The organism is Litorivicinus lipolyticus (genome assembly GCF_009650135.1).
In the GTDB taxonomy this organism is placed as follows: Bacteria; Pseudomonadota; Gammaproteobacteria; order Pseudomonadales; family Litorivicinaceae; genus Litorivicinus; species Litorivicinus lipolyticus.
In genome coordinates this window covers 628,011-650,063 of sequence record NZ_CP045871.1, presented here as the reverse complement: position 1 = coordinate 650,063, position 22,053 = coordinate 628,011, and the positions used below count along the sequence as shown (strand labels likewise).

Sequence of the window (22,053 nt, the reverse complement as noted above, 5' to 3'; positions counted from 1 at the left end):
TCCATCGGGAGTCGCTGAGTATGCGAGGCCACCTCGGACCCGTCAATCGGCCAGGAACTGGCCCATCGCGGCCACACACTCCGGCTCATAAAGGGTCGGTGCATGACCGGTTTGAGCCACAATCAAGGCCTCGGCAACTGGGTTGAGCTGGAGCATGCGAGCCAAGGTCGAGGGGCTGAATAAGTCCGAGCATTCGCCACGGATGATCAACACCGCCAAGCCAATAGTGGACTGATAGAGCGGCCAAAACGGCTCAATCTCGGCGCCGCGAGTTTGCTGGCTGATCGCCGGATCATAGTCAAACACGATCTGGGAATCGCGCGCGCGACACAAGGCCCGGGCAAAACGCGGCCAGTCGGTTTCGCGCGGATGTGCCGGTAACTGCGCCGCACGCACCTCATCGATGGCTTCGGCCCAATTCACAAAGGGTCCACCCTCGCCGACACGGGCTCGAATGGCATCGATACCGGCCGCTTCGATCACCGGGCCGATGTCATTAATCACCAGACGTCGCAGGCGCTGCGGCAACTGCGACGCCAGACCCATAGTCAAAATTCCGCCCAGACTGGTGCCGATGACATCAAACTGCGGTTCAGCCCGGGTCGCCAGCCACGCCGTCAGGTCCGCCAAGTAGACCGCAGGGGTGTACCGCGCCGGGTCGCTGTCCCAATCACTGTCACCACGCCCGCACAGGTCCACTCGGATCACTGGGCGACTCGGAAACATCTGCAAAATACCGTCGAAGTCGCGGTGGTTGCGGGTTAACCCCGGTATGCACAGGATCGGCACGCCGCAACCGGCGCGCTCGTGAATCGCCATGCGCGCGCCGGCCCGCCCGAGGGCAAAGAAAGTGCGTTCGACGGTTGGCATTGCCGTGCTCCCTAGGCAAACTGCGCCCATGATTGATCCGAATGTACTGGCACTCTTGGTGTGCCCCATCAGCGGCGGGCCGCTAACCTACAACCCGCTGACCGAGTCCCTGGACTCCGAACAGGCCGGCGTGCGCTTTCCTATCGTCAATGGCATTCCGCACCTGCTGGAATCCGCGGCGACTGCGCTGGACTAATAGGGTGAGTGTTTAAGCACCCACTGCTCTAGCTGTTCCAACAACGCCATTTTTTCCGGCGCCAATGCCTGGGCGGCCAGTTCTTGCATCTGGGCTTGGTAACTGTGCACAGTCATCGCGCGGGTACCTTCCAGCTGCCAGCGTTGCGAGCGGTAGCGTGTCCAACGCTTGTAGTCGCCCGGCCCCAGCTTGTCTGGGAAATTGCGCGCGATATACAACGGCAACATGGCGCGTAAACGCGCATCCTCGAACTCCGGCGGTGTCGACACCAAGTCGTCGCTGGACGCGGTTCGCACCTGGCGCATCTTGGCCTCGTCCATGCGCCCGACAAAGCCATCGTAAAGCTGTGCATCCGCCCAGGTCGAGGGCTTAAGGTCGTGCTGAAAGACGGCTTCGGCCAGGGTCCACCAGTGCGCCGCATCGCGGGCACGAATGCGCGCGCGTTGGGCCATCAACGCACCCCGATCAATACCGGTTAATAACAGTGCGGTCGGATTGTCTTTCAACCATTCCAGCGGAAACAGCGCACAGGCGCGGTTAATCCGAAGCCGCCGCAAGCCAACCTGCGGGTGGTCGGCCGCGCGCTCAGCTCGGGGCGTAAATAGGGCCGCACGCAAAGCTTCAGCGTCCAGGGTTTCCAGCGCCGACAGATCCATTCCCAAATCGATGCAGTACCATTCATTGGGGTTGCTGGCGCTGGCCCCCAGTGGGTAAATCAGACCCGCGTAGCCGCGTTCGCGGCCAAAGCTGCCATCAATGTGCAGCAGCACACCGACGCCCGATTGGGCATCAGCCAACAACGACAGCACATTTTTTTTATCGGCCTGGGCGATACAGGCATCCCACAGCGTCGGCGCCTGGGTCCGCACGATGGCGGCCAGTGCCCGCGTGGCCTGTGTGTCCGCCAGCGCGTCGTGGGCATTGCTGTGGCTGATACCGTTGGCCGGCGCGAGCTGGTCCAGCTTCATCGAGACGGCGCCGTCCAATTCAGGCCAGACCAAGGCGTCGTGGGCCAACACATAGGCCGCACGCACGATCGGCAGCAGGTCATAGCGCAAGGATTGGTTTTCGAACTGCCAGCCGTAGGGCGACTGGAAGTTGCGCCACATCAGATGCTGGGTGAAGGGGTCGTCAAAGCCGGCGGTGTTATAGCCCATCACGATCTGGTGACCGTGGCCCAACACATCGAGCACGCGTTGCGCGAACTCGTTTTCAGGAAGGCCCTCGGTATCCAGTTGCTGGGGGGTTAGGCCATGCACCAAGGTCGCGTAAGGACCGGGAATCACGTCCCCCGCCAAACGCGCCTTGAACTCGATGTCCTCGAGTGGTGCTAGATCAGGGCCCGCCACCGTGGCGGCGAACTGAACCGGCCGATCCAATGCTGGGTCAAGGCCAGTCGTTTCGTAATCATAAAATACGAATCGGCGGTCAGTCATCCGGCAGCGTGACGTTCAGTTCCAACACGGCGCAATCACCATCACGGTCCAGTTGGATATTGATCTGGTCCATATCGATATCGACGTATTTGCTGACCACTTGCATGATCTCGCGCTGGAGTTCCGGCAGAAAATCGGGGCCCGCGGCGCGGTCACGCTCGTGGGCGATAACGATCTGCAGGCGCTCTTTGGCGGTCTTGGCCGTGTCGCGCTTTTTCTGAAATAGGGACAGGAAACTCATGCCATTAACCCCCCAATACTCGGCTAAAGAAGCCGCGTTTTTTGGCCGTCAAGAAGCGCAACGGGCGCTCTTCGCCCAACAGTCGATCGACGGCGTCTTGGTAGGCTTGACCGGCATCGGTATCCACCGCTTTGATCACCGGCTCGCCGGCATTGGACGCTGACAACACGTCCGGCGACTCCGGAATCACGCCCAACACGTCAATCGACAAGATGTCCTGGACGTCTTCGAGCGACAGCATTTCGCCCTTGTCGACGCGTTCTGGGCTATAGCGAGTCAGCAGCAGGTGCTCTTCGATCTGGCCGCCGTCCTCAGCTTTTTTAGACTTGCTTTGCAAGATGCCCAAGATCCGGTCCGAATCGCGCACCGAGCTGACTTCGGGGTTGGTGACCACAATCGCGACATCGGCGTAATAGAGCGCCAAAAAGGCACCCTTTTCGATCCCGGCCGGGCTGTCACAGACAATGTACTCAAACCCTAGGTCGTCGACCAGTTCGCTCAAGACCTGACCGACGCCTTCTTGGCTGAGGGCATCTTTATCGCGTGTCTGCGAAGCCGGCAAAATGAACAGGTTCGGCGTACGTTTGTCCTTGATCATCGCTTGGTTGAGGCTGGCCTCGCCCTGGATAACATTAACAAAGTCATAAACCACGCGGCGTTCCACGCCCATGATCAAATCGAGGTTACGCAGGCCGACGTCAAAGTCGATGACACAGGTTTTGTGTCCTTTTTGCGCAAGTCCAGTGGCAATGGCGGCACTCGATGTCGTTTTACCGACGCCGCCTTTGCCCGAGGTGACGGTGATGATCTTAGCCACGTGGGGTATCCCTGAGTGAGTTTATACCCCACTACATTAACACGCACGTGCGGACCCTGAATAGCGGGATTTGCTACCTAGGAATCGGGTAAGGCGGCAACCTGTAGACGATGATCCACCAAGCTAAACATAGCCGATTGACCCCACTGCGGCAGTGCGGCCAGCTCTTCCTCGGCCATGTAAACCCCGGCGATCGAGACCACCTGGGCCTCGAGTTTGCGGACGAATACCCGGGCGTTTTCGTTGCCACTAACGCCGGCCGCAACGCGACCGCGCAGGGTCCCGTAACAGTGCACATTGCCATCCGCCATGACCTCGGCGGCGGCGCTGACGGTGCCCAGCAAGACCAGGTCTTGGTGCTGCGCCCAGACCTGTTGGCCGGAGCGCACAGGGCTTGCGACCACACGCGCACCGTCCGCGGTAGGCGCGACCGGGGCCGGCGATGGCGGCGCTTCAGCGGCGGGCTGGACGACCGGCAACACCGCCAGATGGTCAGCGTTCGGCAGACACGCCAAGCCCATCGCGCTGGCTTGGCTGAGGGCTCCACCACCGGCGCCCATCACACCCGCTAGGGTGACGCCAAACTTGCGGCACACGCGGACCATTTCGCCGATGTCGACGTGACCGGGGAAGCTGCCTAAATCGATGATCCACGGACGCGACAGCATATCCGGCGCCTGGGTCACGGAACTTGCGAACCACTGATCCAGCTTGACCGGGTCATTGGAACCCAGCGTCAGAATCAGTAAGGGGTAGTCGGTGGCGTTGAGTGCGAACAATTTGTGATACCTAGGTGATACAAGTTGCCAGTGTAGGCCGGCACAAGTTGCACGTCCAGATCCTTGCGATCAACGCAACCGCTGGCCCGGGGCCTCTTGGTTTGGCGTCAATGACCAACCGGCATCGCTGCCGTCCGCTTGGCGCTGCTCGACCAGATTAATGGCCAAACGCAGGTTGTTTTCACTGTCCGCATTGCGCAGCGCCTCGTCCAGGCTAACGGCCCCTGATTTCCATAACGCCAACAGCGCCGCATCAAAGGTCACCATGCCCTCGGTTCCGGCCTGCTCCATGGCTTCTTTGAGCAGTCCCACCTCGCCCTGACGTATCAAGTCGCTGACCCGGGGTGTGCCCAATAGAATTTCGACCGCGGCGGTGCGCGCACTGCTAACCGTTTTAACCAAACGCTGGGACACAATCCCGCGCAAGTTCAATGACAGGTCCATCAGCAACTGGTCGCGTCGCTCCTCGGGGAAAAAGTTAATAATGCGATCCAAGGCTTGATTGGCGTTATTGGCGTGCAAGGTCGACAGGCACAGGTGGCCCGTTTCGGCAAAGGCGATCGCGTGTTCCATGGTTTCACGGGTTCGAATTTCGCCGATCAAAATGACGTCCGGGGCCTGGCGCAGGGTGTTTTCGAGGGCGTCCTGGTAGGTGTCGGTGTCCATCCCGACCTCGCGCTGGTTGACCACCGATTGCTTGTGCGCGTGAACAAATTCAATCGGATCCTCGATGGTGATGATGTGCCCGGCCGCATTGGCATTGCGGTAGTCGACCATCGACGCCAACGAGGTTGATTTGCCGCTGCCGGTGGCACCAACGAATAAGATCAGGCCGCGTGGCGCCATCGATAACTGTTTTAGCAGCGGCGGCAACCCCAACGACGCAATGCTGGGTATGTCGGTCTTGATGGCACGGGCGACGATGCTGACCTCGCCGCGCTGTTTAAAGGCGTTGATGCGGAAACGCCCCAGGCCCGGCTCGGACACCGCGAAGTTAAGTTCCGGCTTGGCCGCGAACTCGGCTTTTTGGGCCGCACTGGTGACCCCGGCTAACAGCCCCGCGACGGCACCAGTGGCCAGCGGCTCGCCGATCGGCTGCATCACCCCGTTAACCCGCACGGTCGCCGGTGCTGCCGTCGACAGGTAAAGGTCCGAACCCTGACGGGTGTCCAGTTCACGTAACCAAGTCAGTAATGTCATGCCCACAGCCTAGTTGGCTTTAATCGAGCGCGGCTGGGGCGAACCCGCAGGTGTGATCGAGCTAACACTCCCGCGCTGGAAACTTGCCTGGCTGGGCACTGACGTTTGGACTCTAGGTCATCACGCTGACGCCCACTTGCTCTCTACAGTGGCCCGATGCCCAGCATCGAAACCTTATCAACCGAGCACGCCATCACCATTATGGACAGCCGCCGGCAAGGCCTGAGCCACGCCGAGGCGCACCAGCGCCTGCAGCGTCATGGCCCCAATCGCCTACCGGCTCCGGCCCCGGACAGTCTGTGGACCCGGCTCGGCCGTCAACTCAACAACGCCTTGGTTTGGGTGCTGGTGGCGGCGGCGCTGGTGACGGTGCTGCTGCAGCACTGGGTGGACGCCGCGGTCATCACGACCGTCATTGTGGTCAACGCCATGATCGGACTGGTCCAAGAAGGCCAAGCCGAGCGGGCGCTGCAAGCGATTGCCGCCTTGGTGCCGCGCACCGCCCAAGCCTATCGCGATGGCGTCAAGGTGCCCCTGGATGCCGGCGAATTGGTGCCCGGTGATTGGGTCTGGCTGGACGCCGGGGACCTGGTGCCGGCGGACCTGCGGCTGCTCGAGTGTCACGGGGTGTCAATCGACGAATCGATGCTGACCGGCGAGTCGGTGGCGGTGGGAAAATCGACCGAGGCACTGGCGCAGCCGGCGCCATTGGCCGAGCGTTATTGCATGGCCTACAGCGGCACGCACCTGGTCGCAGGCAGCGCGATCGGGCTGGTCATTGCCACCGGCGCCGACACCGAGGTCGGCCAGGTCAGTCAACTGGTCAGCCAACTGGCTAGCCAAGTCAAAACCTTGAAAACACCACTGCTGACGCAGCTCGATCGACTTTTTCAGCGCCTGTCGATGGCGATCGTGGCGCTCGCGCTGGCGCTCTTCGCGTTTGGCGTTTGGCAGGCGCGGCTGCCGCTGGATCAACTCTTTATGGCGATTGTCGGACTGACCGTCGCGGCCATACCCGAGGGCCTGCCGGCGGTGCTGACCATCACCTTGGCGCTGGGCGTTCAGGCCATGGCGCGGCGGCGCGTGATTGTGCGCCAGTTGCCATCGGTCGAAACCTTGGGTTCGGTGTCGGTGGTGTGCACCGACAAGACCGGCACGCTGACTCAAAACCAGATGACCTTGACCCACCTGGTGACGGCGGACCAGCACTTTCAAGTCAGCGGCAGCGGCTACGACCCCGACGGCGAGGTGTCACCCCAGCCGTGGCACGCCGACGTGCAACGAGCCGGCCGTGTCGCGCAACTGTGCAACGATGCCCGCGTCGCACTGAGCGGTGGCCACTGGCAAGTCGTCGGCGACCCGATGGAGGGCGCACTGGCGGTGTTTGCTGAAAAAACACGCGTTAACACCAATGAATGGGCGCGCGTCAGCGCCATTCCATTTGACGCCGCACACCGCTACATGGCGGTCTTGGTCGCAGACCCGGACGGCCACCACCAGATTGCTGCCAAAGGCGCGCCGGAAGCGATTGCGGCGCTGTGCGCCCATGCGCCGGACGACCTAGCACTGCAAATCGAGGCGCTCGCCGGCCGCGGCATGCGCGTATTGGCACTGGCGGACGGCCCGATCCATGACGCCAATTTGAGCGGCGTCGGCTGGCGCGGACACCTCAACTGGATCGGACTGGTCGGGCTAATCGACCCACCGCGACCCGAGACCGAAAGCGCGGTCAAAGAAATACTTAACGCCGGCGTCGAAATCAAAATGATCACCGGGGACCATCCCGTTACGGCCTCGGCGATCGCCCGCGAAATCGGCCTGCCCGACGCCGACCGCGCCATCACCGGGACCGAGCTGGATACCTTGGAGCCTGCCGAATGGGCCGACGTCGCGCGGCACTATCGCGTCTTTGCCCGGACCAGCCCGGCGCACAAGTTGGCACTCATTGGTGCCTTACAGCACCAGCATCAAACCGTTGCCATGACCGGCGATGGCGTCAACGACGCCCCAGCACTGAAAAAGGCCGATGCCGGCGTCGCCATGGGCCAGCGCGGCTCCGCGGCAGCACGCGAGGCGGCCGACCTGATTTTGGCGGATGACAACTTCGCCTCGGTGGTGGCCGCCATCCGCGAGGGCCGCAACCTGTTTGACAACCTGCACAAGGTCATTCGCTGGAACCTGCCCACCAGCGCCGCCGAAGCCGGGGTCATCGTGGTCTCTCTACTGGCCGGCCTGCAGCTTCCGATCAGCGCATTGCAAATACTATGGGTGAATTTGGTGACGGCCATTACCTTGGGGCTGGCGCTGGCGTTTGATCCCGCACGCGCGGGCACCATGCGCCGGCCGCCGCGAGCCGCCAACGCGCCCTTTTTAAGCCGCGCCGATGTTGTCCAATTGCTGTGGGTGACCGCCTTGTTTGTGGCGCTGGTGTTTGCCAGCTACCACGCCGCGGTCGCCACCGGTCACAGCCATGCCCAGGCCCAAACACTGGCGATGAATTTACTGGTCGGACTGGAGGTCATCAATTTGGTCGCGGTCCGCTATAGCGCCGGCGGCATCACCATGGCCGGTGCGTTGCGCGGCCATCGGGTCATGTGGGGCTGTATTGGCGCGGTGTGCGCGGCCCAGTGGCTGGCCAGCAGCCTACCCTTGGCTCAGCAGGTTTTGGGCACGGCGGATCTGGGTTTGGTCGCCTGGCTGTGGATCGGTGGCGCCTGTGCAGCGGCGCTCGCCGTTTTGACCGCGGTGGCGCAGGTACGCGCAGATGCACTGACGACAGCCCGCGCGTAGACTAGCGCGGCATCCCCACAGCGACTGACTGCATGACCCCATTTGACGCCATCAACGCCGGGTTCGCCCGTATTTTTCGCCCCGGGCGCCTGTCGCTTGGGCTGGTCGTACCGATCGACCACTACGGCATCGCCAGCCTGCCCGAGCTCAATCGAATAACGGCACGCGTGCAACAGGCCGAGGCATTGGGATTTGGCGCCGTATGGTTGCGCGACATTCCGTTCAACGTCCCCAGCTTCGGCGACACCGGCCAGATCTACGACCCCTTTGTATTTGCGACCTGGTTGGCCGCTAAAACGGAGCACATTGCACTCGCCAGCGGCAGTATTATTTTGCCGCTGCGCCACCCAGCCCATGTCGCCAAGTCCGCTGCCAGCATTGACCAGCTGTCCGGTGGTCGTTGGATCATGGGCGTGGCCTCCGGCGATCGCCCGGAGGAATACCCGGCCACCGCCAAGGACTACGAGCATCGCGGCGCGGCCTTTCGGGATCACTTTGACTACATCCGCGCGATGGCCGACGACTACCCGCGGCTGTCCAATAGCGCCGGACAGTTGCGTGGCGACATTGATTGTTTGCCAAAACCGGTCGGCCAGCGAATACCCATGGCCGTCACCGGCGCCAGCCAACAGCCGATGGACTGGGTCGCCAAACACGCGGATGCCTGGATTACCTACCCGCGCCCCCCAGCGCTGCAAGCCCAGATCATTCAAGACTGGCAAAGTCGCGTGCGCGAATTGCGCGACACGCCGGTGCCCGTGTCCCAGTCCTTGTACATTGACTTGGTTCGCGACGCGCCGGCGCAGCCTATCCCGATTCACTTGGGCTGGCGGCTGGGCATTCAGCAGCTGCACGATTTGCTAGCGACATTACAAGCGTCCGATGTCAACCACGTGGCCCTGAACCTGCGCTTTAACACCGCACCGATTGAGGACACCCTAACCGAGCTGGCCGCGCACCTATTCCCCATCTTTGGCTGCCAAGAGGAATCACCATGACCCTACGAGTTTTAATAACCGGCGCCACCGACGGCATCGGCAAAGTGGCCGCGGCGGAGCTGATTGCGGCCGGCCACCAGGTTTGGATTCACGGCCGTGACCCGGACAAACTGGGCGCCGTCGCCGACGAATTAGGCACGCCGCATGCTTGGTGCTGTGACCTCAGTGACCTGGTCGAGGTCAAACTGGCACACGGCCAGTTGGCACAGACGTTTGACGTGCTGGTTAACAACGCCGGCGTTTTCAAAACGCCCCAGCCGCGAACGGACCAGGGCCTGGATGCCCGTTTTGCGGTCAACACCATTGCGCCTTTGATGCTGGCACAGGCAGTGATCAAGGGCATGCCGGACAACGGCCGTATCGTTAACCTGTCGTCGGCAGCACAAGCGCCCGTGGACCTGGACGCGCTGGCGGGTCGTTCGCAATTGGCGGATGATTTTCAAGCCTACGCCCAAAGCAAACTGGCCATCACCCAGTGGACCGCCCACCTGGCGATCCACGTGCCGCAATTATGCGTGGCGGTTAACCCGGGTTCATTGTTGGCGACCAAGATGGTCACCGAGGGGTTTGGTGTCGCCGGTTCCGACGTACGACAGGGGTCGGACATTATCGTGCGCGCGGCAACCGGGGACGAGTTTTTAGGGCACAGCGGTGAGTACTTTGACAACGACGCCGGGCATTTCGCCCCAGCCCACCCCAACACCGCAGACGTCGCAAGTAACGCCCGGGTGTTTGCCGCCTGTGATGCGCTGGCGGCGGTTAACTAGGCCGCTTTAGCACGCCGACGACGGACGCCAACGAAGCCGGCGAGAGCGGTGCCGAACAACCAGACCGCACCGGGCAAGGGCACCGGCGAGATGTTGGTGGTGGACCCACCCAGATCAAACCGGATGTTATCCAGGGCACCCGAATCGGCGAGCTGGACCGTCATCCACGACATTTCAACGCCGCCAAAATCAACTGTCTCATACTTGTTGTTGGTGGTGCTGTTGCCGGTGTCGGAGTTTTCGCTATTGGTCACCGCCACCAACAGTGCATTGACCGAGTTGTACAACGAGAAAGTCACGGCGCCCTGGCGCACGTCAAAGACATCGATGCTTTGCAAAACAATGCTGCTGGAGAAATCAAAGCGCATAAAGCCGCCCTGGCCATTGTCGTCGGCGGCGCGATTCAGGTCTTCCTGAACGATCAACACATTACCGGGGCTAAGCGAACCACCGCTGGAGTTAGCAAACGAGGCGGTCAAATCCGGGTCCTCGCCGGCGGTTGTGGTGTCGTAAACCCAGGCTTCGCTGGCGGCATTGCCGCTGCCGACCACCTTAGTGACGTTCGAGATCGAAAGGGTTTCGGTGCCGTAATTGATCGAGGTGACCGCGGTCTGCGACGCCAGTCCCTCGAAATCAATGTTAACCATACTGGCCGATGCCCCGACCGAGCTTGCCAGTAGCGCCGCCGCACCCATGCTTTTAATTATTTTCACAGTCATTTCCTCATATAGCCGTTGAGTTCGCACTCGATTGCGAACAGTCGTTACTGCTTTGGTTAGCAAGAACCGGGCCATTGGCTATACGGCTGGCTGCATCGCCTATTGACGCTGCGTCACCTGACCGGCGCCCGGTAATCCAAAGGGCGCCACACGTCGGCACGGGCAACAGTCGCATGGGCGCCAGTGTTAGGGATTCCGACACCTGCCAGCACGGCGCTAATTATTTATTCATATTTACGGCACAAACCGGTTGACGGCGCCGCGCAAACCTATAGTATGCGCCCCACGAAACAGGTGCGGGGTGGAGCAGCCTGGTAGCTCGTCGGGCTCATAACCCGAAGGTCGTCAGTTCAAATCTGGCCCCCGCTACCAACCGTTTCGAAATCAAAAAAGCCTTGTCAATGCAGTCCGTTAGGACGAAATTGACAAGGCTTTTTTGGTTTCTATGTGTAGATATTTTCGGGCCAGATTTGGACCCGACGACCGTAGGTCGGCAGTTTGCCCCGAGCAACCAAGCGCATCAGCGCTGCAGTGGCGAGTGGGTACACACAGTGAGTCCATTCGCCTGAAGCGATAGCGCGGCGAATGGGCGAACGACGTGCCCGGCCCCCGCTACCAACCGTTTCGAAATCAAAAAAGCCTTGTCAATTCAGTCCACTCGGACGAAATTGACAAGGCTTTTTTGGTTTCTAGCCGTAGATATTGTCGGGCCAGATTTGGACCCGACGACCATAGGTCGGCAGTTTGCCTACAGGATGTAGGTACACCGCGTAGGCCATGGGCCCGGCCTTGCTCCTGCAAGCCGGGCATTCCTGCCATCCATGGCAGTCAAGGCCGAGAGCGGTGCGCCCCGAGCAACCAAGCGCTGCAGTGGCGAGTGGGTACACACAGTGAGTCCATTCGCCTGAAGCGATAGCGCGGCGAATGGGCGAATGACGTGCCTGGCCCCCAACGTTGATCTCCGCGCACCGACCCAGATTTGGACCCGACGACCATAGGTCGGCAGTTTGCCTACAGGATGTAGGTACACCGCGTAGGCCATGGGCCCGGCCTTGCTCCTGCAAGCCGGGCATTCCTGCCATCCATGGCAGTCAAGGCCGAGAGCGGTGCGCCCCGAGCAACCAAGCGCATCAGCGCTGCAGTCACCGGTTTCTGCACAACTAAGCGGCTAATTCGAATGCCTGTTGTGGCGCGCCCTGCTTGGACCGCTATACGCTGTGCAAGAATTCAGTAGGTCATTACAGCCATTTTTAACGAGGCGTTCACGGTGAGTGCGCGAGAGATCGGCAGAGCGTCTGGCAACCGAGCCATTTGTCTGAAGTTCGTGTAGGGCTGCCAATGCATCGGCCAGTTTTTCGGAGGGGGTCGCCATGGTGGCTTTTCTCGCTTATCGCGCGTATTTCTTACTCACTTGTTGTGCGTATCTATTACTCACTTTTTGTGTCGGTCAATTATTCGCTTATTGTGCTTTATGCCCATAAACCATAAGCAATGGGATGGACCCCCACCCCGCCACCTAATATTCCCACCCCCAATCAGGCATCATGCCCAGATGACTGATCAACCGATTTTCGACCCCACCAACTGGGGGCTCAGCCTCGCCAACCACGTCGCCTACTTCGACGACGGCGCGGTCGAACTGCGCCTGATATCGTTCACCGAATTGGGCTTCCCTGACAGCATCAACGCCGGCGCCCACCCGCGCGTTACGCCCTTCATGGTATCGGGTACGGATCTGGATTATCGCCACCAACTGAACCGAACCTTTGACGATGAACAGGGTATGCAGTCGCTGACCGATTTTTTGAAGCCCCTGCTGGAGCGGCTGACTGATGTCGACTTGGAGGCCATCGTGGTGTTTCACATCGACGGCGAACCGCAGTGGCGGCTGACGGGGCTGGCAGCCCAATTCCATATTGACGCGGAGCGGCTGTTAAAAGAGGTCGGCCTTACCTAACCGCGACCGGGCGGCACACCAAACAGCCCATCAACAATAGCGCGATCGGTATCAGCGCCAAGGGCGCCCAGCCAAACCCATCGACCAACATGCCGCCGGCCAATGGCAGCGTGAACCCCAGCACATAGCCGATCACCGACATCGACGCGGTGGCCTGACTGGCCGCCGATCCAGTCCATAGGATGCTGGGCAGCGCCATCAATAGAATCATCATCAGGGTGGCAAAAAATCCGGCCACACAGGCCGCCAGCAATCCGACCACCCCGTCCGTTACGACAAAGACCGACAACGCCAGCGCCGTCACCAGCGTTGCGATCCAAATCGGCCGCGGCTGACCGATCCAGTGCGACACGCGCAGCACCACAAACGACGCCAGCATCGGCGTCAGGTTAAACAGAAACAAAAACCGAGGCAGTGCGTCCAGCTCGCCCCGGGCAATCGCCAAATCGGCAGCATAGGCATTGACGGCGTAAAACGCCGCGATCGAAGCGCCCAATGGAATACCCATGGAAAAGGCCTGGCGGCCCCAGTAGGTCCGCGTGTCCACAGCCAACTCGGTCGGCGCGACCGCACTCGGTGCCAGCCAAGTCCGCAGCGTGACGCCAACCGCCGCAACCGCGACAAGCGACGACCAGAACAGCAAAATCGCCCGCCAATCAGCGCCAATAACCGGCGTCACCAGTGGCAGCGTCAGCCCCGCGGCCGACCATTCACCCATCATCATGCCGTTTAAGTAGACCGCACAGCCAAACGCAATCCGGGTCGGGGTCCACTGGGTCACCAGCGCCGGCAATGCCGTTTGAAACACGCCGATCGCAACGCCCATGCCTGCCGTCGCCGCCATCAGCAAGGCCACATCAGGCGCCGCCACCCGCGCCGTCGATAACAGCGCGGTCAAGCCCAACCCCATCACCACGGTGCCGGCCAGGCCAAAGCGTTGGATTAACCGGTGTGTCAACCAGGCACCGATGGCGATGGTCAGCATCGGCAGGGTCGTCAGAGCGCCAGTCAGCGAAGCCGACAGATCAAACGCGGCGGTCAGATGGGCGGCGACCGGGGGCATCGCCAGAATGGTTAGGCGCAGGCAATAGCCGACCACCCAAAGCAGTACAAAAACGAACACAAGATTAGCCGTTTAAATGACACGAAATTGTCGCATGAACCTTGGCCGAAGTCTTAAAGGGAGAAACGACGGAAGACCTGGACATTGCGGGCTGAGTGCATTCCGGTAACGGTGCTGACCGCGCGCGCACAAATGTCGCCGGCGCTGCAAGACGGCACCCGAATCACGCCGCGAGCCGACTCGCTCTAAGCCGTGCCCAAGCTCGCCAGCCAGCCTAAACTTTGGTCCGTGTCGCCACCGGGCTTGTACTCGGCCCCCAGGGGCTGATCCCAGCCACTGGCCGCAATATGCGCAAACACCGGCGCATAGTCGACGGCCCCCAAATCCGGGGCACCACGATCCGGCGCCCCGGCAAACTGGACATGACCGATGCGCGCCCGGGCGTGGTCGAACTGAGCCAGAATGTCGCCCTCGGTGCGCGCGACGTGGTAACAATCAAACATCAAGCGAACGTTGGCACGATCCACCTCGGCCAAGATCGCCAGCGCCTGATCAATCCGATTGAGGAAATAGTTCGGCGCATCAAACGCATTCAACGGCTCGATCAATACGCCGACACCCGCGCGCTCGCCAACATCCGCGGCATAGTTCAAGTTCGCAATAAACTGTTCGCGCGCCGCGTCACCACTGGCAAAACCCGCCATCACATGGACATTGCGGGCACCCAAATCAGCCGCCCAGTCAAAGGCCTGGTCGATCAAGGCGCGTGCCTCGGCTTGGCGGCCGGGCAACGCAGCCAGACCATTTTGACCGGCTTCGCCGCGCTCGGTGTTCAAGCCCATCACCGGCAACTGAGTGGCGGCCAACGCAGCCTTAACCGCGGCCCGATTTTGGGCGTAGGGGTAATGAAATTCGACCGCATCAAAACCGGCCGCGGCGGCCTTTTCAATCGCAGCTGGCAGTGCCAGTTCGGTCCACAGGAATCCTAGGTTGGCTGAAAACGTCATAGTGCTCTCTAATTAACGGAATTGTTATTGGTGTTCGCCCACTGTAACGGAGCGCGCCAGTTTAACGAACAACGACCTTTCATTTGGCTATAGCTCTATCGCAAAACGGTATTTTGCAACGCCACAACAGGGAACTAGGATGCGCGCATTGAACATTACTCGGAGCCCGATCATGCGCACATTAAAACTCTTAGCCGCCTCAGCCACACTGGCATCCGCCGGCGCCCTGGCGAACGGGTTACCGGCCGTCGACAGCGTTGCCCTGCCCGGCGATCGAATTGTTCTAGCCAGCGTCATCCAAGCGCCTGAGCTGGAAGCACTGCTGGGATCTGTCCAGATCGTCGACATTCGCGGTGACAAAGACGCCTTCGAAGCCGGCCACATCCCCGGCGCCGTCCAAATTGGTTACGGCGCATTCCGTGGACCCAAAACCAACCCCGGCGCACTGCCTGAACTGAATGCGCTGACCCAAGCCTTGGGTGCGGCTGGCCTGCGTGCCGACGCCCCCCTGGTGGTCGCGCACTTCGGTGAAAACTCGACCGATTTCGGCGCCGCCGCTCGCGTTTACTGGACCTTCAAGTCACTCGGGTTTGAAAACCTGAGCATTCTGAATGGTGGCACCAAGGGCTACCTAGCCGCCGGTTTTGAAGCCGCCAAAGGCGCGGTATCACCGGTTGCCAGCAACCTTGAGCTAACCTTTAACGACCAGTGGTACGCCAGCACCGAAACCGTCAAAGCCCGCATCGACAGTGGCCAAGGACGCTTGCTGGACAGCCGCACACCGGCCTTTTACGCCGGCGAAGCCTGGCACGGCGCGGCTAAGAAGCCGGGCATTTTACCGGGTGCCGACAACTTTGCGTTCACCGCATTTTTTGACGAGGCCAGTCTGAAATCCCAGGCCGAGGTCAACAAGATCGTCGCGGCCAACGGGCTGGACCAGGCGCAAACCGTGAGTTACTGCAACACCGGCCACTGGGCCGCCACCAACTGGTTCGTGCTGTCCGAAGTCGCCCAAATACCCGAGGTCACGCTGTACGCAGAATCCATGGTCGAGTGGTCAAACGCTGAATTGCCCATGGACAACGTCCCGGGTGCTGCCAAGTTTGCACTGCTGAAAGTTAAAAAGTGGGCAGACGGGTTAATCAACTAAGTTGCGCGCACTGATAACCCTCGGGCTACTGGCCCTGACCGCAGCGCTGGCGATTTTCGTCGGCGCTCGTTTTGCGTTGCTAATGCTGATCGGCATCGGCTTGGGCTTCGTGCTGGAGCGCTTTGGCTTCGGATTTGCCGGGCCTTGGCGCCGCTGGATTCGCGAACGCAACCCACAGGGCGTGATCGCCCAGTGCTGGGCCATTGCGCTGACGGCGGTGATCATCCAACCGCTGATTGCATCCCAGGATTCACTGGTCGGCGCAATCGGTCCGATCAGCCTGTCCATGGGTTTAGCGGCGGCGGTCTTTGGGCTGGCCATGCAGTTATTGCTGGGCTGCGGCAGCGGCACCCTGGTCAATGCAGGGTCCGGCAACTTAGTCGCGCTGGTCGCCTTGCCCGCGTTTTGCGTCGGCAGCTTCGCAGGCTCCTTGTGGGTCCCCGCCGCAGTCGCGGCAATACCGCACATTGCGGTTGATCTGACGACTGAGTTCGGGGTCGCAGGCTCCCTGGCGACTACCTTGTCATGCTTAGCCGTGATTGCGGTACTGGCGCACTGGAAAGGTTCAACGAGTGGTCTTAACCGCCGTTTGATGCTGGCCGCGACCTTGGTTGCAGTGCTGGCAATCGCCCATGTACTAGTCGCCGGCCAGCCCTGGGGCGTTGTCTACGGCCTCGGTCTTTGGGTCGCTAAGATCGCCGTACCACTGGGCTGGGACCCAACCGGATCGGCATTCTGGAGTGCCTCCGTGAACGCCACCAGCCTCAGCAACAGCGTGCTCAATGACGTCACGTCTCTGACCAGCATCGGCCTGATGGCCGGTGCCGCGCTGGCGTCATGGCAATCGGTTAAGGGACAACCGCTGCTGCCCTCTATTCGTTGGCAACTTTACGGCGTCGTGCTGCTGGCCGGCTTGGTGCTGGGCATCAGTTCGCGCTTGGCATTCGGGTGCAATGTCGGTGCACTGTTCAGCGGCATTGCAAGCGGCTCATTGCACGGTTGGGTGTGGATGGTGTGCGGCTTTGGCGGCAGCCTAATCGGCGTGCGCTTGCGCGATAGGTTGTGGTCACTATGAGGCGACTTGGCATTGTTGCACTGGCACTGATCGTGGTCGGACTGCTGATCGCGGACCTGTCAAACACGCCGCCGAATCCGTATCAGGCACCGGATCCGCTGGCATGGGGCTCTAAAGACGGCGCCAGCGGCGCGCTCTGTTCGTTTACCGGACAGTAATTGAATCGAGGCGCCCGGACCGACGCCTCGATCATCAGCCGGCTAGCGTCAATATTTCATTCGCAGTTTGTGGCGTAATGTCGCCATGCTCACCCAGCGCCAACATCCCATTGTCCGTCAGGCTGGCGATCACCGGTGCCACCGCCGATTGATCCAGCCCGTATCCAGACAACCGAGTGGCGACGCCCATCGATTCGAAAAATGCCTCGACCGCATCAATGGTGGCCGCTGCATCGCCGCTGATACCGAATACACGGGCGCCAAGTTGCTCCAATTTTGCACGCTTTGCGTCGATTTTGACCCGCAGCAGCGACGGCAACACCACCGCCAGTGTCTGTGCATGGTCCAGTCCATGGACCGCCGTCAGCTCGTGACCAATCATATGAGTCGCCCAATCTTGTGGCACGCCTTGGCCAATTAGGCCATTCAGCGCCATGCAGGCGCACCACATGACATTGGCCCGAACCTCTAAATCCTCGGGTGAACTGAGTGCTTTCGGGCCCTCCTCGATCAAAGTCGATAAAATCGATTCAGCAAAGCGGTCTTGCAACGGCGCGTTCGTGGGGTAGGTCAAGTACTGCTCGATCACGTGCACAAAGGCGTCGACCACACCGTTGCCGACTTGGCGGGTCGGCAGCGTCAGCGTAAACGCCGGGTCCAATACCGCAAAAACTGGGCGCACCCAAGGTGACCCAAACGCCAATTTTTGCTGCGTCTGCGTTCGGGTGACCACGGCGTTACCGTTGCTCTCGGTGCCGGTCGCCGGCAAGGTCAAGACCACGCCCAGCGGCAACGCGGCTGTGACCTCTGACCCTTTGGCTAAAATGTCCCAGGGCTCGCCATCAAATTTCGCGGCCGCGGCAATGAACTTAGCGCCATCTCCGACACTGCCACCGCCGACGGCGAGGATGAAATCAATCGATTCATCGCGCACCACATCCAGCGCCTGCATCAAGGTTTCGTAGGTCGGGTTGGCTTCAACACCACCGAATTCGGTCCAATTATGCCCACCCAAGGCCGCGACCACTTGGTCATAGGCACCATTAGCTTTGATTGAACCACCGCCGTAAAGCATCAGCACCTGTGCATCGGCGGGGATACGGCTGGCGATTTCGGCGACCTGGCCGGCGCCAAACAGAATTTCAGTCGGATTTTTATAGGCGAAGTTTTGCATCGGTGGCTCTCATGTTGGTGTGCTTTAAAAGTTGTGGCGGCCGCCTGCTTTTCAAGGCGTTTAGAAGTCGCTGTCAACGTACTCGGGCAGTTCAGCCAATGTGGGGACCGCCGTGGGCTGGCCGTCGTCGTCCAGCGCAACGAAACGGAACAGCGCTTCGGTGACCTTTTCGCGCTGGCCAATGCGGCCGCGCCGGACCCAGGCCTCGACGTTGATATCGAGGGAACTGCGGCCAACGCGTTTAACAAAGGTGTAGACGCCCAAGATATCGCCAACCTGGACGGGCCGGATAAAGCTCATGCTGTCGACCGAGACCGTGACCACGCGCGACTGGGCGCGCTGACCGGCACAAATACCCGCCGCCAAGTCCATTTGTGACAGCACCCAGCCGCCGAAAATGTCGCCCGAGGGGTTGGTGTCCGCCGGCATCGCCAGCGTTCGGATCGTCAGACGGCCGCGGGTTGCGGGGGTTTGCTCAAGGTTGCTCATGGGGCGTCCTCTTAAAGGGGCACCCACCATAAAGCAGTTCGGGCGCTAGTCGCCACTGTGGCGCGGCACCAGCGCCGCATCGTAGTCGGGAATTTCGAGGTCGTACACGCGCGGGTCAACCAACAGGTATCCGTATTCAGCAAGGTCCGTGTCACCGCGGCTGACGCGGATATCTCCATTCACCCAGATCGGTTGATAGAGATCACGCAGCAGCACTGGATTCAGCGAGGCATCGACTAAAACCGTCTGGTTAATTGGCGGCGCCGGAACGTGGACGCACTGGCCCGCTTCGGGCACCAATAGAAACGTCAGGACCTGTTGGCCGTCGACGTCGATCGGCACCATAAACCCGCCAATGCCAATCGCCTTGCCCTGCATTCCCTCGTTCAGGCTGGCCCCACTGGCCTCTAATTGACGCTGAAACTCATCCGAATCAATCAATTCAAACGATGGATTTTCCGGTACCCAGGCATAGGCGTCCGGCGGGATCAGTCCGTCCCACGAGGCATACGACTGCTTCAAGCGGGCATCGTCCAAACGAATCGGATCGTCGCTGGAAAACCAGCTGGCGGACGCGCCCAAGGCCGAAAACAGCAACGCAATTGCACCAACGCTTTTGATCATACCGTCTCCGTAAGCCCACGCTGGACCTGACCGCGCCAGCTTAACAGCGTCGGTAGCAACGAGAAAACCAAACAGATCGCAATCGCCGCACTGAAAAGCCCTAACGCGAAATAATTGACGTCAGGGGCGGCGATCAAGATACCGTACTCTGCCATCACCCAGTGACCCAGTGCGCCGCTACCCAGTGCGATCGTCAGCATCGCCAGCGCCACCGCCAAAGCCGCGATCACCAGCCCCTCAATCGCCTGTACGGATAACGCAAAGCCGAGCGAGCAGCCCATCGCCCGCAACACCCAGCACTCGCGCCGGCGTTGCTGCCAGTTCATCAACATCAAAGTCACCAGCGACAGCCCGGCGAACAGCAGGATCAACCCCGAGAACAAGCGCGCGGACGACTGCACCACGCCCAGCAACTGCCACAACTGAGTCAGCGCAGCCGCCGGAATCACCGCCGTCACGCGCCCCTCCGTCGAACGGTCAATCTGGCGCTGGATTCGAAAAATACCGACTTTACGCTTCGCACCCAGTAACAGCGCCGTGACTGCCCCGTCGGCATCCGGATCGGCCCCGTGCACGATGCGGTCGGCTTGCAGCGACACCAGTATCCGGTTGTCCAGCGGCGTTCCGGTCGGGGCCAGTATGCCCGTCACCCGCAACACCTGATCGTGGCTGCGCTCTAACCCGGTGCCACTGCCGTGGGATAACTGGATCGATTGGCCGGTCGCATAACCCAAGCGATTGGCCGCTTGGGCACCTAAAACCACCGAACGCCAATCGTCCGGCCATGCGCCGGTGGCGAAGCGAATCGGCTGACCGCGGGCGTCGCTTAAATGACGCACGTAGTCCGGCGCCGTCGCCATCACAGCGACGCCGCGGTGCGAATCCCCAAGCGCAATCGGCACGACCCAGTCGACGTCCTCCAAAGCGCTGACCAGGGCTTGGTCCGCGGGCGACAAACCGGCGCCCCCGGCGCCTAGCTGGTACAGCGCGTGCATCACGATCTGGACATCCCCCGACGGGCGCGCGACGATTAAATCGATGCCGCGGGCACCCGCATACAGACCCTCTTTAACGCCTTCGGTGACCCGCTGACCGAGCACCACAATGACCAGCGCCAAGGCAATCGCGACCACCGTGAGTGCGGCACTTGCGCGTCGATAGCGCAGCGATTTAAGTGCCATTCGCAACCGCATCATAGCGTTACCACCCGATCAAATCGTGATGCCAAATCCGAGTCGTGACTGACCATCAATAGGGTTTGGCCGCCCCAACAATTCATCACGCGATCACGGTTAGTTCGATCCAGCGCCGAGGTTGGTTCGTCGGCAAAAATCAGGTCTGGCTGACAGATTAAGGCCCGGGCCACCGCCACGCGCTGCTGCTGGCCGACGCTTAGCCGGCGCACCGGTGTATTCAGCAGCGACGCATCCAGGCTCAACGCAGCCCATAAGTCCTTCCCATCGCTGGGCGCACGACCGGCAAACTGAGCCGCCAGACGCAGATGGTCGATCGGGGTTAGGTAGGGCAACAAATTGAGTGTTTGATAAACCAGCCCCAGGTGACGCGCGCGAAAACGATCGCGCTCCGACGATGACATCGCGCCGATCGATTGCCCGGCGATTTGCACGGAACCGGTGGCCGGCACCAGCAAGCCCGCCAGCAGGTGAATCAGCGTCGACTTGCCGGACCCGGACTCGCCCAGGACCAAGACCGATTCGCCACGCGCCAGCCGCAGGTCCGGAAAGGCAATGTGCCGGCTGCCAAGCCGAACCGATAGCCCCTGGGCCGCAAGCACCGTGTCAGTCACCCAGCAGCACGGCCGGCTGTTCATCGCTGACAGTTTGCGACACTTGATGGCGCGCCGACAGGTACGTCAGCTCAATTTCTTGAAGCGACGGTGCCCACGCAAAAACGCTCAGCTCAATCGAGCTCAGCGACGTCGGCGCCGCGCAATCGTAGGTTTGGGCCAAGGTAATGTCCGCATGGCCATCACCCAGGTCCGTATCCAGCATCTGAATGGCACGCGCTACACATTGACCTGACGGGGCGGCTAATAGTTGCCGACCGCGCGGGTCGATGGTGCCAAAATCCGCTTTTGGCAGGACCAAATTAACATCCAATACCGCGCCATCCAGCGCGACCTGCATGTGGCCCTCACCATGATGATGGCCACCACCGGCCAACACGGGTGCGGACAACAGCGCCCCCACCAGGCTCAAACCCTGGGCAAATTTAGTGTGCACACTCAATTCCTCGACTGACAGCGATACGATATATTATAACACTTCGGCATCAGGTCAATCACAGATCAATCGATCCAGGCCTCATGCTGGTGCACCGCAATAACGCAGACGCACCAAAGTCGCGCAGCTGATCTAAATTTGCGAACAAAACGCCAACCAATCCGCACGAACCAAAAGAAAAAATCATAATTATCAATGATCAACAAAAGTTGGCACGCTTTCCGCTATGTCTCTCCCGTCAACCCAAAACTCACGGAGAGATCATGCTAACCATCAAAACCCACAAAGCCCTGCGCCTTG

23 protein-coding genes and 1 tRNA gene are annotated in these 22,053 nt (G+C 60.8%); 9 read left to right on the top strand and 15 right to left on the bottom strand.

The features are described from left to right. Positions 1-42: 42 nt before the first annotated feature. Complete coding sequence (locus GH975_RS03315; RefSeq protein ID WP_170272522.1) at positions 43-870, bottom strand: alpha/beta fold hydrolase; 828 nt, start codon at positions 868-870, stop codon at positions 43-45. 28 nt (positions 871-898) lie between these two features. Here GH975_RS03315 and GH975_RS03310 point away from each other — a divergent pair, with 28 nt between their 5' ends. After that, a complete protein-coding gene (locus tag GH975_RS03310; protein ID WP_153713150.1) occupies positions 899-1,066 on the top strand; it encodes a Trm112 family protein in 168 nt (55 codons plus the stop codon). On the opposite strand, the gene sbcB is transcribed toward GH975_RS03310, so the two are convergent. The 5 genes from sbcB to GH975_RS03285 all read right to left on the bottom strand — a co-directional run bounded on the left by sbcB (position 1,063) and on the right by GH975_RS03285 (position 5,539). Beyond that, on the bottom strand, positions 1,063-2,502 hold the full coding sequence (gene sbcB, locus GH975_RS03305; RefSeq protein ID WP_153713149.1) for an exodeoxyribonuclease I: 1,440 nt from the start codon (positions 2,500-2,502) through the stop codon (positions 1,063-1,065). The two genes, GH975_RS03310 and sbcB, sit on opposite strands and share 4 nt — an antisense overlap. After that, on the bottom strand, positions 2,495-2,743 hold the full coding sequence (gene minE, locus GH975_RS03300) for a cell division topological specificity factor MinE (RefSeq protein ID WP_153713148.1): 249 nt from the start codon (positions 2,741-2,743) through the stop codon (positions 2,495-2,497). Before minE ends, sbcB begins: the two co-directional genes overlap by 8 nt. A 4-nt stretch (positions 2,744-2,747) precedes the next feature. Further along, the gene (gene minD, locus GH975_RS03295; RefSeq protein ID WP_153713147.1) at positions 2,748-3,560 is read right to left on the bottom strand and encodes a septum site-determining protein MinD; all 813 of its coding nucleotides are present in this window, start codon (positions 3,558-3,560) and stop codon (positions 2,748-2,750) included. A 77-nt stretch (positions 3,561-3,637) separates the two neighbouring features. Next, positions 3,638-4,339: a septum site-determining protein MinC gene (minC, locus tag GH975_RS03290; RefSeq protein WP_153713146.1), complete on the bottom strand. Its 702-nt coding sequence runs from the start codon at positions 4,337-4,339 to the stop codon at positions 3,638-3,640. A 69-nt stretch (positions 4,340-4,408) separates the two neighbouring features. Further along, positions 4,409-5,539: a PilT/PilU family type 4a pilus ATPase gene (locus GH975_RS03285; protein ID WP_153713145.1), complete on the bottom strand. Its 1,131-nt coding sequence runs from the start codon at positions 5,537-5,539 to the stop codon at positions 4,409-4,411. A 156-nt stretch (positions 5,540-5,695) separates the two neighbouring features. On the opposite strand from GH975_RS03285, the gene GH975_RS03280 reads away from it, so the two are divergent. The 3 genes from GH975_RS03280 to GH975_RS03270 are packed head-to-tail and all read left to right on the top strand — an operon-like array spanning position 5,696 to position 10,094. Beyond that, a complete protein-coding gene (locus GH975_RS03280; protein WP_153713144.1) occupies positions 5,696-8,329 on the top strand; it encodes a cation-translocating P-type ATPase in 2,634 nt (877 codons plus the stop codon). A 32-nt stretch (positions 8,330-8,361) separates the two neighbouring features. Beyond that, the gene (locus GH975_RS03275; RefSeq protein WP_211365835.1) at positions 8,362-9,327 is read left to right on the top strand and encodes an LLM class oxidoreductase; all 966 of its coding nucleotides are present in this window, start codon (positions 8,362-8,364) and stop codon (positions 9,325-9,327) included. Further along, a complete protein-coding gene (locus GH975_RS03270; protein ID WP_153713143.1) occupies positions 9,324-10,094 on the top strand; it encodes an SDR family NAD(P)-dependent oxidoreductase in 771 nt (256 codons plus the stop codon). Before GH975_RS03275 ends, GH975_RS03270 begins: the two co-directional genes overlap by 4 nt. On the opposite strand, the gene GH975_RS03265 is transcribed toward GH975_RS03270, so the two are convergent. Next, entirely contained in the window at positions 10,091-10,807 is a 717-nt protein-coding gene (locus GH975_RS03265) for a VPLPA-CTERM sorting domain-containing protein (RefSeq protein ID WP_153713142.1), read from the bottom strand. The two genes, GH975_RS03270 and GH975_RS03265, sit on opposite strands and share 4 nt — an antisense overlap. A gap of 301 nt (positions 10,808-11,108) precedes the next feature. Here GH975_RS03265 and GH975_RS03260 point away from each other — a divergent pair. Continuing rightward, positions 11,109-11,185 (top strand) — tRNA-Met (locus GH975_RS03260). A 1,180-nt stretch (positions 11,186-12,365) separates the two neighbouring features. After that, positions 12,366-12,770, top strand: coding sequence for a hypothetical protein (locus GH975_RS03255; RefSeq protein WP_153713141.1), 405 nt, complete (start codon positions 12,366-12,368; stop codon positions 12,768-12,770). Here the strand turns inward: GH975_RS03255 and GH975_RS03250 are convergent. Both GH975_RS03250 and GH975_RS03245 read right to left on the bottom strand, forming a co-directional pair. Then, a complete protein-coding gene (locus GH975_RS03250) occupies positions 12,763-13,893 on the bottom strand; it encodes an MFS transporter (protein WP_153713140.1) in 1,131 nt (376 codons plus the stop codon). The two genes, GH975_RS03255 and GH975_RS03250, sit on opposite strands and share 8 nt — an antisense overlap. Positions 13,894-14,078: 185 nt before the next feature. Further along, positions 14,079-14,840, bottom strand: coding sequence for a hydroxypyruvate isomerase family protein (locus GH975_RS03245; RefSeq protein WP_153713139.1), 762 nt, complete (start codon positions 14,838-14,840; stop codon positions 14,079-14,081). Positions 14,841-15,012: 172 nt separating this feature from the next. Here GH975_RS03245 and GH975_RS03240 point away from each other — a divergent pair, with 172 nt between their 5' ends. Genes GH975_RS03240 through GH975_RS03230 form a run of 3 tightly spaced genes read left to right on the top strand, consistent with a single transcriptional unit; the run spans position 15,013 to position 17,223 of the window. Next, positions 15,013-15,990: a sulfurtransferase gene (locus GH975_RS03240; protein WP_170272521.1), complete on the top strand. Its 978-nt coding sequence runs from the start codon at positions 15,013-15,015 to the stop codon at positions 15,988-15,990. A 1-nt stretch (position 15,991) separates the two neighbouring features. After that, on the top strand, positions 15,992-17,065 hold the full coding sequence (locus GH975_RS03235; protein WP_211365834.1) for a YeeE/YedE thiosulfate transporter family protein: 1,074 nt from the start codon (positions 15,992-15,994) through the stop codon (positions 17,063-17,065). Then, positions 17,062-17,223, top strand: a complete 162-nt coding sequence (locus tag GH975_RS03230; protein ID WP_153713137.1) for a hypothetical protein — start codon at positions 17,062-17,064, stop codon at positions 17,221-17,223. The genes GH975_RS03235 and GH975_RS03230 overlap by 4 nt, the downstream gene beginning before the upstream one ends. A gap of 34 nt (positions 17,224-17,257) precedes the next feature. Here the strand turns inward: GH975_RS03230 and GH975_RS03225 are convergent, their stop codons facing one another. From GH975_RS03225 to GH975_RS03200, 6 genes are read right to left on the bottom strand one after another with little or no spacing between them, the layout of a single operon-like run. Continuing rightward, positions 17,258-18,397 (bottom strand): iron-containing alcohol dehydrogenase, encoded by a 1,140-nt coding sequence (locus GH975_RS03225; RefSeq protein WP_153713136.1) that lies wholly within the window; start codon positions 18,395-18,397, stop codon positions 17,258-17,260. A gap of 60 nt (positions 18,398-18,457) precedes the next feature. Next, the gene (locus GH975_RS03220; RefSeq protein WP_153713135.1) at positions 18,458-18,886 is read right to left on the bottom strand and encodes an acyl-CoA thioesterase; all 429 of its coding nucleotides are present in this window, start codon (positions 18,884-18,886) and stop codon (positions 18,458-18,460) included. A gap of 45 nt (positions 18,887-18,931) precedes the next feature. Continuing rightward, positions 18,932-19,510, bottom strand: a complete 579-nt coding sequence (locus GH975_RS03215; RefSeq protein ID WP_153713134.1) for a DUF3299 domain-containing protein — start codon at positions 19,508-19,510, stop codon at positions 18,932-18,934. After that, positions 19,507-20,691, bottom strand: coding sequence for an ABC transporter permease (locus GH975_RS03210; RefSeq protein ID WP_170272520.1), 1,185 nt, complete (start codon positions 20,689-20,691; stop codon positions 19,507-19,509). The genes GH975_RS03215 and GH975_RS03210 overlap by 4 nt, the downstream gene beginning before the upstream one ends. 11 nt (positions 20,692-20,702) lie before the next feature. Further along, entirely contained in the window at positions 20,703-21,341 is a 639-nt protein-coding gene (locus GH975_RS03205; protein WP_153713132.1) for an ABC transporter ATP-binding protein, read from the bottom strand. Then, positions 21,310-21,753 carry a ZrgA family zinc uptake protein gene (locus GH975_RS03200; protein WP_153713131.1) on the bottom strand — a complete coding sequence of 148 codons (444 nt, stop codon included), beginning with the start codon at positions 21,751-21,753 and terminating at the stop codon, positions 21,310-21,312. Before GH975_RS03200 ends, GH975_RS03205 begins: the two co-directional genes overlap by 32 nt. Positions 21,754-22,053: the final 300 nt, after the last annotated feature.